This window comes from Muricoccus vinaceus (assembly GCF_042433125.1).
In the GTDB taxonomy this organism is placed as follows: Bacteria; Pseudomonadota; Alphaproteobacteria; order Acetobacterales; family Acetobacteraceae; genus Roseomonas; species Roseomonas vinacea.
Map to the genome: position 1 here is coordinate 36,047 of NZ_JBHLVZ010000025.1, position 11,352 is coordinate 47,398.

The window sequence follows — 11,352 nt, forward strand, 5'->3', positions numbered from 1 at the left end:
CCCGGCGGAAGGTCCGCTATCCGCCGGCGCCCCCTCCCCCCGCCGTTGCGCGCTCCGGATGGGTCGGGAGAACATTCCTCTCGAACGCCCAGCGCAACGTCCGCGCGACACCCAGGGCGCCGGCCCGCACCAGGGGCCGCCCCAGGCCCCCGCCGGGCAATCCATGCATCCGGCGCGCCCAGGCCGGGATCAGGTCCACACCCGCCTGCAAGGTGATCTGGCGGAAGGGCTCGATCGGAAGGCTCGGAGCGGGCTGAGCCATGAGCACACGCGCCACCTCGCGCGTCCGGGCATCGCTCCGGAGCCGGGGCCGGGCCGCCTGGATCTGCGCCAGAGCCTCCGCCCGGCTGCGCGGCACCGGATCGGCACCGAGCGCGCGGGCCACGCGGGCCATTTCCACGAAGTACCGGTCCTGATCCGCAGAGGACATTCCGGGCTCGCCGTAGCGGATCCAGGCATCGAGGAAGCTGATGGTCTCCGTCACGTGGACCCAGGCGAGCAGGGCCGGGTCGTTCGCCTCGTAAGGGGTGCCATCCGGCAGGACGCCGCGGATATGGCCGTGGATCCCCCTCACCCGCGCGATCATGGCCTCGGCCTCCTCCTGCCCACCATAGGTCGTGAGGGCAATGAAGCGGGCCGTGCGCCGCAGGCGGCCATGCATGTCCGCGCGGAAGTTCGAATGATCCCAGACCCCCGCCAGCACGGCTGGGTGCAGCATCTGCATCAGGAGGGACGCCACGCCGCCCACCATCATGGACGTGACATCGCCGTGCACCCGCCAGGCGACGGACTGAGGCCCGAAAAGCCCGTCCGGCCGGCGCTTCACCGGCTGCTCCCCTCGGCTGGGGTCGTTGAACAACCCCGCCACCTGAGCGGCGATGGCCCCCTTCAGCGGCTGGGCCACCAACCGGCGGAACGGGGAGATGGAGGAAGGAACCACCGCCCGTTCCGTCCGGGGCGGGACAACGCCGGTCGCCTGTGAAGTCGCGGCACGGCGGATTGTGGGAGAGGTCATTCCCATCAAACGGAAAGGTAGCCAGGCCGTTGCGCGGGTGGGAAGGCAACCCGGTTGCGAGCTTGCCCACACCAACATCACCTTAATGTGATCAATTCTACCTCGTAACCGTGTGTTCTTCAGGCACGGCGCAGTGTGGCGCGATTTCGTCCCAATCAAAGTAACAGGAGGATTTCCCTATCAATCACGGAAAAGAGAGCTTAGATCCGGCTAATCGGCTCCAACTCCGCAACCGTTTCGACCTCGTGGATGTGTTCGGTCCAGAGCCTTGGTAGCCCTTCGGCCAAGCGGCGGGGGCTTGCTCCGCCAATCCGGAAACTCGGGCCACACGGCTGGGGAAAGATACAGCGATGAGCACTCTCAATGTTGGCGCTGGCCAGCAGTTCAAGACGCTTGCCTCTGCGGTCGCGGCCTCGCACGACGGCGACGTGATCGCCCTGCAGGCCGGCACCTATGTCAACGACTTCGCGGCCATCAACACCAAGATCACCATCGAGGGCGTGGGCGGCCTGGCCCGGTTGACCGCCACCGGCAACATCCCGAACGGCAAGGCGATCCTTGTCACCAACACGGATGTCACCATCAAGGACATCGCCTTCTCCGGCGCGGCGGTCGCGGACGGCAACGGGGCCGGCATCCGCTTCCAGGGCGGCAACCTGACGATCGATGACAGCCTGTTCGAGAACAACCAGAACGGCATTCTCGCCGGCACGGTCCCGAACGGCACGATCACCATCACCGACAGCGAGTTCAACCACAACGGCGTCGGCGATGGCCGCACGCACAACCTCTACGTGGGCGAGATCGCCAAGCTCACCATCGACAACAGCTACATCCACGACGCCGTGGTGGGGCACGAGATCAAGAGCCGCGCGCACGAGACGGTCATCACCGACAGCCGTATCGCCGAGGGCGCCAACGGCACGGGCAGCTATTCGATCGACGTGCCCAACGGCGGCAAGGTGCTGATCGCGAACAACGTGATCGAGCAGGGTGCACACTCGCAGAACCCCGCCATGATCCACTTCGGCGGAGAAGGCGGTCCCTATGCCGGCTCCAGCCTTTCCGTCACCGGCAACACGGCGGTGAACGACCTCGTCTCCCCCAGCGCCTCTCTGGTGCTGAACCAGACCAGCGTGCAGGCGCAGGTCAGCGGCAACCACACCTACGGCCTGGTGAGCGGCAACGTGGCCCTCGGCTCAGCCCTGGTTTCGGCGGTCACGGCGCTGGTCGCCCGTCCGGTGTCCGACCTGTCCCACCCCTATGACACCGGGGCCAGCCCTGCCCCTGCCAAGCCGGCAACGCCCGCCACACCCGCTACGCCCGCGACACCGAGCACCCCCGTGTCCACGCCCCCGGCCGCGGGCGACCTCGTGCTCCATGTTTCCGAGGATGCCTATCTCGGCCACGCGCAGTTCACCGTCTCCGTGGATGGAAAGCAGGTGGGCGGCGTCCGCACCGCCGCGGCTTCCCACGCGGCCGGCCAGCACGACGACGTCGTCCTCTCCGGCCTGGCCTCGGGCCAGCACCAGGTGTCCGTGACGTTCCTGAACGACGCCTGGGGCGGCAGCAGCGCCACCGACCGCAACCTCTACCTGGACAGCATCACCTATGCCGGCCAGGAGAAGGCGGTGGGCGCCGCGCTGCTGAACAGCGGGGCCAGCAAGTCCGTCACCGTCGGCGGCGCGGCCGCCACGGCGCCCGCGGCGACGCACAGCCTGACGCTGCACCTGTCGGAGGACGCCTGGCAGGGCGACGCGCAGTTCCTGGTGATCGCGGACGGCAAGCAGATCGGCACCGGTACCGTCACCGCCTCCCACGCGGCCGGCGCGGTGCAGGACTTCACCTTCAACGGTCTGGCGAGCGTGCCCACCACCGTGGGGGTCGCCTTCCTGAACGATGCCTGGGGTGGCAGCGCCAGCACCGATCGCAACCTCTACGTGAACGGCATCAGCGTCGACGGGCACGAGCAGGCCGGCGCCACCGCCACGCTGGTCCAGCCCACGACAGCCACCTTCCACATCGATCCCTGGGCCTGATCCGGCGGGCCCCTGCGGACACGCCACGGCACGCACCGCCACGGAACGAAAAAAGGGCGCCGGTTGATCCGGCGCCCCTTCCCCGCGGCGACCGCACCGGTCGGGATCACTCCCGGCCGGTGTCGGCACCTTCGTCGCCGGCGCCGTCTTCTCTGGGCTGCACGCCCGCCTGGGCGGCTTCCTTCTGCTCGAGCTTCTTCTGCGCCTTGAGTTGCGCTTTGATTTCCTTGGCCTTGTCGCGCTGACTGCGTTCAAAGTCATAATTCGGCTTACGCATGCACAACCTCACTTCCCTGGGTTCTGATAACCCGGCCTGCCCGAGATTAGCGCGTATGGGCCCAGCGCCTCAACGCCCGGTCCGGGATGGCCGTTCCCGCCGGGCTGGTCCATCCTCCGGCGCGGCCACAGGAAGTGCCGGGAATGAGAACCAGCCAGACCCATCCGTTGCAGATCGCCGCCCTTTCCTGCCCCGGCGGCGGCACGCTCGGCATCACCTTCTGCCCGGGCAAGTGGCAGGCCATGGCGGCCACCGGCACCTGGTCGCGGGACCTTGCGACCGACGTGGCGGCCATCGCCGGCTGGGGTGCCGCCCTGGTCGTCACCCTGGTGACTTCGGCGGAACTGCGCGCGCTCCGCGTGCCCGGCCTCGGCGCTTCGGTGGCGGGCGCCGGCATGGAATGGCTGCACCTGCCGATCGAGGACTTCTCCACCCCCACCCCGGCCTGGGAAGCCGACTGGGCCGCCGCCCGCGGCACGGTTCACGCGGCGCTGGATGGTGGCGGCAAGGTGCTGGTGCATTGCAAGGGCGGGCTGGGCCGCGCCGGCCTCGTTGCCTCGCGCATCCTGGTGGAGCGCGGGCAGCCGCCCAGGGAGGCCATCGACGCCGTGAGGGCCGTCCGCCCCGGCGCCGTGGAAACGGCCGCGCAGGAGCGTCACCTCCTCATGCTGGCGCGGTAGCGGCGCCGCTCACCCGAAGGTCGCGAGCAGGTCCTCCACCTGCGGCGGCGTCAGGCCATGCGCCGCCTGTCCGCGCAGCATCAGCGCGAGGCGCGCGGACTCCTCCAGTTCCTCCGCGGCATAGACGGCGTCGAGCAGCGACTTGCCCGACACCACCGGCCCGTGATTGGCCAGCAGCATGGCGCGCGCCCCGAGCGCCGCCGCGTGGATCTCCGCCTCCATGGCCGCGTCGCCCGGGCGGTAATACTGCACCACCGGCAGGCTGCGCCCCACGCGCATGACGAAATAGGGCGTCAGCGGCGGGATCGGTTCCGCGTCTCCGGGCCGGGCGAGGCAACTGATCGCCGTCGCATGGGTGGAATGCAGGTGCACCACCGCCCCCGCCTCCGGCCGCGCCGACAGCACGGCCCGGTGCATGAACACCTCCTTGGACGGCTTGTCGCCGCCCACATGGCGCCAGCCGCCGTCGAGCTTGCTGATCCGCGACGCCTCGAGCCGCCCGAGCGAGGAGTTCGTCGGCGTCATCAGGAAGCCGTCCGGCAGCCGCACGCTGATGTTGCCGGCGCTGCCCACGGAATAGCCGCGCGCGAAGAGGCTGGCTCCCAGTTCCACCAGCAGGCCGCGCAGCTCGCCCTCGGTCATGGCACCGCCCTCCTCGCGTGGCTCACCGGACGAACTCGTCCCGGTACTGGCGCACCACGCCGTCGAAATCCGCATCGCGCGTGAAGCCCATGGCCAGCAGGCGGGACACCTCGAAATCGCCCGGCCAGGAGCAGACGATGTCCATGATGCGCCGGTCCGGCTCCTGCGACACCAGCGCCCGCGCCGCCGCGCCGCCCACCCGCTCCAGGCTTTCCAGCATCTCCCCCGCCGTGACGCAGAGCCCCGGCAGGTTCAGCGTGCGCCAGGGCCCGATCCGTGCCCCTTCCACCGCCATCGCGTGCACGAGGTTGGCCACCACCGCGGCCGGCGAGGACAGCCACAGCCGGGTTTCCGGCGGAACCGGCAGGTTCGAGGGGATGCCCGCCAAGGGTTCGCGGACGATTCCGCTGGCGAACGAGGACGCGGCGGAATTTGGCTTGCCCGGCCGCACCACGATGGTTGGCAGGCGGCAGGCGCGCCCGTCCACGAAGCCCCGGCGGGAATAGTCGTTGACCAGCAGCTCCCCCATGGCCTTGGCCGCCCCGTAGGAGGATGCCGGCATGGGCGCCATGGTCTCCGGCACCACCGCCGGCAGGTCGCCCCCGAACACGGCGACGGAGCTTGCGAACACGAAGCGTGGGGCGCGCCCGGTGGCCCGCGCCGCCTCCAGCAGGGCGCGCGTGCCGTCCAGGTTCACGCGCATGCCGAGGTCGAAATCCTGCTCCGACTGGCCGCTCAGCACCGCCGCGAGGTGGTAGACACCCACCGTATCGCCATCGATCACGCGCCGCGCGAAGCCCGGATCCGCGATGTCGCCCACCGCCGAGGCGACCCGCGGGTCATCCACCGGGCAGGCGCCGAGATCGACGGAAAGGATGTTCTCGAAGGCGGGCAGCCCCTCCCTTCCTTCGGCCGCCAGCAGCGCGCGGATAACGCGGCTGCCGAGGAAGCCGGAGCCGCCGGTGACGATGATCCTCATGTCGCCCTCACCCTGCCCGGAAGGGCGTGAACCAGCCGAGCCCGGCCGTGGTCTCGCCGCGCGGGTTGTATTCGCAGCCGATCCAGCCCGCGTACCCCACCCGGTCCAGCACGGCGAAAAGGTGCGGGAAGTTCAGCTCCCCTTCGTCCGGCTCGTGCCGGTCGGGCACGGAGGCGACCTGCACATGCGCGAAGCGCCCGGCCAGCGCCTCGATCAGCTTGCTCAGGTCGCCGTCCATGATCTGCGCATGGTAAAGGTCGAGCTGGAGCGACACGTTGGGCCGCGCCACGCGCTCGATCAGCGCGATGCCCTCGCGCTGGTGCGCCACGAAATAGCCGGGCATGTTCCGGCTGTTGATCGGCTCCAGCACCAGGGTGATCCCCTCCGCCGCCAGGGCATCGGCGGCGAAGCGGTAGTTCTCCACGAAACTCGCCTCGCAGGCCGCGCGGTCCATCCCCGTGGTGATGCCGCACATGCCGTGCAGGGTCCGGCATTCCAGCGCCCTGGCGTAGCGCAGCGCCACCCCGACGTTCTCGCGGAACTCCGCCTCCCGCCCGGGGATCGCGGCCATGCCCCGCTCGCCCGCGGCCCAGTCGCCGGGCGGCATGTTGAACAGCGCGACCGAGAGACCGGCCTCCTTCACCTTGCCCGCCACCACCTCCGGCGGGTGCTCGTAGGGGAACAGGAACTCCACCGCCTGGAAGCCCGCCGCCGCGGCGGCGGCGAAGCGGTCCAGGAAGGGCACCTCGGTGAACATCATCGACAGGTTGGCGGCGAAGCGCGGCATGTGTCTCTTTCCTTCCCGGCTCAGTCGGCCATGTCCTGCGCCTCGAAGAAGAAGCGCTCCTGCCCGAAATTGCCCGATTTCAGCGCGAGCGACAGCGGCCGCCCGATGGCGCGCACCCAGGGCACGCCCGGCGCGATCTGCGGCCCGATGTGGAAGCCCCCGATGCCCAGCGCCTGCGTCACCACGCCCGACGTTTCCCCGCCCGCCACGATGAAGCGGTCGAAACCCGCCGCCTCCAGACGCGGCGCCAGCGCGCCGAAGAACCGCTCCACCGCCGCGCTCGCCTCGGCCGCGCCGAAGCGCGCCTGCACCTCCCGCAGCCGCGCCGGCTCCATCGTCGCGTAGATCAGTGGCGCCAGCCCCACCGGCTGCCCCGCGGCCCAACCCGCCAGTTCCTCCGCGTAGCCGGGATCGGAGAGGCAGCGCGCCACGTCCACCGCCACCGAGGGCGCAACCCCGCGATAGGCCGCCACCTGCGCGTTCGTCATGGAGGAGCACGACCCCGACAGCACCACCGCACGCCCGCCAGCCGGCTTCCCCTCGGCGGCGGCGGCCGCGGCATCGGCGCCCCCCCAGGCGCGCGCCATGCCGTCCGCCAGCCCGGACCCGCCGGTGACCAGCCGCATCCCCGCCACGGCCTGCCCCATCACCACCAGATGCGCGTCGTTCAGCGCGTCCAGCACGGCATAGCGGAAGCCCTCATCCTTCAGGCGCGCCAGGGCGGCGCGCACGGCATCCGGCCCCTGGTCCATCACCGTGCTGGGCACGCTCCCCGTGCGCCCGCGGGACTGCGCATCCATCAGCCGCATGAGGTTGCTGTCGGTCATCGGCGTGACGGGATGGTCGCGCATGCCCGATTCCGCCAGCGGCACGCCGTTGACGAACAGATACCCGCAATAGGTCGTCCGCCCGTTCACCGGCAGCACCGGGCAGATCACGGTGAAGTCCTCGCCCAGCGCATCCAGCAGCGCATCCGTCACGGGGCCGATATTGCCGCGCGGCGTGCTGTCGAAGGTGGAGCAGTACTTGAAGAAGAACTGCGGGCAGCCCCGGGCGCGCAGCCATTCCAGCGACGCCAGGCTCTGCGACACCGCCTCCTCCACCGGGCAGGACCGCGTCTTGAGGCTGACCACCACCGCCTCCGCCGCCACGTCCAGCCCCGCCGGCGGCACGCCGTTGATCTGCACGGTGCGCAGCCCGTTCGCGACAAGGAAGCCCGCGATGTCGGTCGCTCCGGTGAAGTCGTCGGCGATGACGCCCAGCCGCATGCTCATGGCTTCTCCACACCCGGCAGCGCGATGCCGGCGAAGGTCTTGATCACCGCCGCGTCGTCCTCGCGCCCATGGCCGGCATTGCTGGCATTGGCGAACATGGCATAGGCGGTGCTCGCCAGCGGCAGCGGGAAGTTCAGCGACAGTGCCGTTTCCGTCACGAGCCGCAGGTCCTTCACGAAGATGTCCACGGCGGAATGCGGCGTGTAATCGCCGTCCACCACGTGCTTCATGCGGTTCTCGAACATCCAGCTGTTCCCGGCCGCGTTGGTGACCACCTGGTACATGGTGTCCAGCGGAATGCCCGCCCGTGCCGCCAGCGCCATGGCCTCGGCCCCCGCCGCGATGTGAACCCCGGCCAGCAACTGGTGGATGATCTTCACGGTGGCGCCGAGCCCGATCTCCTCCCCGATCTCGTAGACCCTGCCCGCCACGGCATTGAGCAGCGGACGGAGCCGGTCGAAGGCCGCGCGGGGCCCTGCGGCCATCACCGTCATCTCCCCCGCCGCCGCCTTGGCCGCGCCGCCCGAGACAGGCGCATCCAGCGCCAGCAGCCCCATCGCCTCCAGCCTCGCCGCGATGTCGCGCGCATCGGCCGCGGCGATGGTGGCCGAGACCATCACCCCGGTTCCCGGCCGCAGCCGCGCCGCCAGCCCCGAGCCGTCGGCGCCGAACAGCACCTGCCGGCATTGCGCCGCGTTCACGACCAGCAGCAGCACCGCATCCAGTTCCCCGGCGAAGGCCGAGGCGTCCGCGCCACTTCCCTCCGCCCCGGCATCTCGGAGTGCCTGGCAGGCAGCCGGGTTCAGGTCCATGCCATAGGTGGCCAGCCCCGCCGCGATGCAGGACCGCGCCGCGCCCATTCCCATGGAGCCGAGGCCCACGACGCAGGCCCGGTACCGATTGCCTTCTGTGCCGTTCATGGCCGGATCCCCCCTGCGGCAATCTTTTCATTGTGAACGCCGCGTGCGTCGCCGCACAGGCCCCGGCGCGCGGAGCCTCCGCGGCAATACAGCCCGGCGGGCGATGCCGGGCAAGACGCCCCCGCGCCGAACGCGCCGGTATGGAACCGAAACGCACCGAACCCTGTTGCATTGCCGACTGGCCCCTGCGTAGGCTTCCGCCAAACACACAGGGAGGGTGGCCGAATGCCGATTCCGCGGTCGCGACGTTTCGTGCCGATCAGCACGGTGGGTTAGTCCGAACTCATGGCATCCGTGGAAATTCGTGCCGTCCGCAAGAGCTTTGGCGGCACTCCCATTCTGCATGGCGTGGACCTCGACATCGCCGACGGCGAGTTCTGCGTGCTCGTCGGGCCCTCCGGCTGCGGCAAGTCCACCCTGCTGCGCATGATCGCGGGGCTGGAGAACATCACGGGAGGGGAGATCGCGATCGGCGGCCGGGTGGTGAACAACGTGCCCCCGAAGGACCGGGACATCGCCATGGTGTTCCAGAACTACGCGCTCTACCCGCACATGACCGTGCGCGAGAACATGGCCTTCTCCCTCCGCCTGGCAAAGGCGCCGGCCGACGTGGTGGAGGCGGAGACCACCCGCGCGAGCCGCATCCTGGGCCTGGATCCGCTGCTGGACCGCTATCCCCGCCAGCTTTCAGGCGGCCAGCGCCAGCGCGTGGCCATGGGGCGCGCCATCGTCCGCCACCCCCAGGTCTTCCTGTTCGACGAGCCGCTGTCCAACCTCGACGCGAAGCTGCGCGTGCAGATGCGCGGCGAGATCAAGGACCTGCACCAGCGCCTTCGCACCACCACTGTCTATGTCACCCATGACCAGATCGAGGCCATGACCATGGCCGACAAGATCGTGGTGATGCAGGCCGGCAAGGTCGAGCAGATCGGCACCCCGCTCGAGCTCTACGACCGTCCGGCCAACCTTTTCGTGGCCGGCTTCATCGGCAGCCCCGCCATGAACTTCCTTCCCGGCCAGGTCGGGGAAGGTGGTTTCCGCCCGGACGGCATGGCCACCGCCACCGCCAGCCTGCCCCTGCCGACGCGTGCCGAACCCGGCGAACCCGTGGTTTACGGCATCCGCCCGGAGCACCTCCGGCTGGACGAGGCCGGCATTCCCGTGACGGTCCAGCTCGTGGAGCCCACCGGGTCGGAAACCATGGTCACCGCGCGCCTGGGCGAGGCCATCCTGGTCGGCGCCTTCCGCGAGCGCATCTCGGCCCGTGTGGGCGATACGCTGCGCGTCATGCCGGACCCTGCGCTCGCCCACCTGTTCAGCAAGGGAACCGGCATGCGCCTCGGCGCCTGACAGGCCCCCCACCAAGAAGAAAAAGGGAGACACCAAGAGAATGAACCGCATCACCCGTCGCGGCACGATGGCGCTCGGCGCTGGCGCCATGGCCGCCGCCAGCTTCGGCGCCCGCGCCGCCATCCCCATGGGCAACGCCACCGCGCCCCGGCAGCCGATCGAGAACGGTGCCACCCTGCGCGTGCTGCGCCCCACCAAGTTCGTGGACGCCGACGAGACGGTGTTCCGCGAGAACACCGCCAAGTTCACGGCGCAGACCGGCGTCCAGGTGCGCGTGGACTTCGCGGGTTGGGAGGACCTGCGGCCGCAGACCGCGGTCGCGGCCAACACCGGCGCGGGCCCCGACGTGGTCGTGGGCTGGGCGGACGACCCGCATATCTACGCCGACAAGCTGCTCGACATGACCGAACTGGCCACCTACCTCGGCCAGAAATACGGCGGCTGGCTCGCGCTGCCCCAGCGCTTCGGCAAGAAGTGGGGCACGGAGCAGTGGATCTCCCTTCCCATGGGCGGCACCGGCGCGCCCTGCGTCTACCGCATTTCCTGGGCCAAGGAGGCCGGCTACGACAGCGTCCCCACCGACCATGACGGCTTCCTGAAGCTCTGCCAGGGCATGAAGCGCAACGGCCATCCCGCCGGCTTCGCCCTGGGCAACGCGGTGGGCGACGGCAACGCCTTCTGCAACTGGCTACTGTGGTCCCATGGCGGCATGGTGGTCGACGAGGCCGGCAAGGTCGCGATCAACAGCCCCCAGACCATCCAGTCCCTGCGCTACGCCAGGGAACTCTACCAGACCTTCATCCCCGGCACCCTGTCCTGGGGCGACATCAACAACAACCGCGCCTATGCGGCAGGCGAGATCGGCCTGACGCAGAACGGCGTGTCCATGTACTTCTCGCTCAAGAATGACCCGCGCACGGTCGCCATCGCCGAGGATACGGGCATGATGCGCATGCCGACCGGCCCCGCCGGCAAGATGGCGGAAAACGTTTTGTTGCTGAACGCGATGGTGTTCAAGCACAGCCGCTTCCCCAACGCCTCCAAGGAATACCTCCGCTTCATGATGGAGGCAGAGCAGTATGATCCCTGGCTGACCGGCTGCGGCGGCTACTGGTCCCACCCGCTCGCCGCCTACGGCGAGAGCGATGTCTGGAAGAGCGATCCCAAGCTGGCGGTGTACCGCGACACCAACACGGTGGAGTTCTGGTCCGGCTACAAGGGCCCGATCAGCGCCGCCTCCGGCTCCGTCGCGGCCGACTACGTGGTGGTCCAGATGTATGCCGCCGCCGCCTCCGGCCAGTCCACGCCCGAGGACGCCGTGCGCGAGGCCGAGCGCCGCGCGCGCCGCTACTACCGCTGAGCAGACGCGCCGCCGCGGACGGGCCCGCG

The 11,352-nt window shown here is 69.9% G+C and carries 11 protein-coding genes; 4 read left to right on the forward strand and 7 right to left on the reverse strand.

Annotation, left to right across the window (positions count from 1 at the left end):
* Positions 1-16: 16 nt before the first annotated feature.
* Complete coding sequence (locus ACFFIC_RS11535; protein WP_377050376.1) at positions 17-940, reverse strand: oxygenase MpaB family protein; 924 nt, start codon at positions 938-940, stop codon at positions 17-19.
* Positions 941-1,365: 425 nt separating this feature from the next.
* Between ACFFIC_RS11535 and ACFFIC_RS11540 the strand changes: the two genes are divergently transcribed.
* Entirely contained in the window at positions 1,366-3,054 is a 1,689-nt protein-coding gene (locus tag ACFFIC_RS11540) for a carbohydrate-binding domain-containing protein (protein WP_377050378.1), read from the forward strand.
* A gap of 106 nt (positions 3,055-3,160) precedes the next feature.
* Here ACFFIC_RS11540 and ACFFIC_RS11545 read toward each other — a convergent pair whose 3' ends face one another.
* Positions 3,161-3,331 (reverse strand): hypothetical protein, encoded by a 171-nt coding sequence (locus ACFFIC_RS11545; protein WP_377050380.1) that lies wholly within the window; start codon positions 3,329-3,331, stop codon positions 3,161-3,163.
* A gap of 143 nt (positions 3,332-3,474) precedes the next feature.
* Between ACFFIC_RS11545 and ACFFIC_RS11550 the strand changes: the two genes are divergently transcribed.
* Positions 3,475-4,011: a cyclin-dependent kinase inhibitor 3 family protein gene (locus ACFFIC_RS11550; protein WP_377050382.1), complete on the forward strand. Its 537-nt coding sequence runs from the start codon at positions 3,475-3,477 to the stop codon at positions 4,009-4,011.
* 9 nt (positions 4,012-4,020) lie between these two features.
* On the opposite strand, the gene otnC is transcribed toward ACFFIC_RS11550, so the two are convergent.
* Genes otnC through ltnD form a run of 5 tightly spaced genes read right to left on the reverse strand, consistent with a single transcriptional unit; the run spans position 4,021 to position 8,613 of the window.
* Entirely contained in the window at positions 4,021-4,653 is a 633-nt protein-coding gene (gene otnC / locus ACFFIC_RS11555; RefSeq protein WP_377050384.1) for a 3-oxo-tetronate 4-phosphate decarboxylase, read from the reverse strand.
* A gap of 22 nt (positions 4,654-4,675) precedes the next feature.
* Positions 4,676-5,632, reverse strand: coding sequence for a D-erythronate dehydrogenase (gene denD / locus ACFFIC_RS11560; RefSeq protein ID WP_377050386.1), 957 nt, complete (start codon positions 5,630-5,632; stop codon positions 4,676-4,678).
* 7 nt (positions 5,633-5,639) lie between these two features.
* Entirely contained in the window at positions 5,640-6,419 is a 780-nt protein-coding gene (otnI, locus tag ACFFIC_RS11565) for a 2-oxo-tetronate isomerase (protein ID WP_377050388.1), read from the reverse strand.
* A 20-nt stretch (positions 6,420-6,439) separates the two neighbouring features.
* Positions 6,440-7,693: a 3-oxo-tetronate kinase gene (gene otnK / locus ACFFIC_RS11570; protein ID WP_456306932.1), complete on the reverse strand. Its 1,254-nt coding sequence runs from the start codon at positions 7,691-7,693 to the stop codon at positions 6,440-6,442.
* Positions 7,690-8,613 (reverse strand): L-threonate dehydrogenase, encoded by a 924-nt coding sequence (ltnD, locus tag ACFFIC_RS11575; RefSeq protein ID WP_377050390.1) that lies wholly within the window; start codon positions 8,611-8,613, stop codon positions 7,690-7,692. The genes otnK and ltnD overlap by 4 nt, the downstream gene beginning before the upstream one ends.
* Positions 8,614-8,898: 285 nt before the next feature.
* Between ltnD and ACFFIC_RS11580 the strand changes: the two genes are divergently transcribed.
* Positions 8,899-9,963: an ABC transporter ATP-binding protein gene (locus ACFFIC_RS11580; protein WP_377050392.1), complete on the forward strand. Its 1,065-nt coding sequence runs from the start codon at positions 8,899-8,901 to the stop codon at positions 9,961-9,963.
* 40 nt (positions 9,964-10,003) lie between these two features.
* Positions 10,004-11,323 carry an ABC transporter substrate-binding protein gene (locus ACFFIC_RS11585; RefSeq protein ID WP_377050394.1) on the forward strand — a complete coding sequence of 440 codons (1,320 nt, stop codon included), beginning with the start codon at positions 10,004-10,006 and terminating at the stop codon, positions 11,321-11,323.
* The last annotated feature ends 29 nt before the right edge of the window (positions 11,324-11,352 follow it).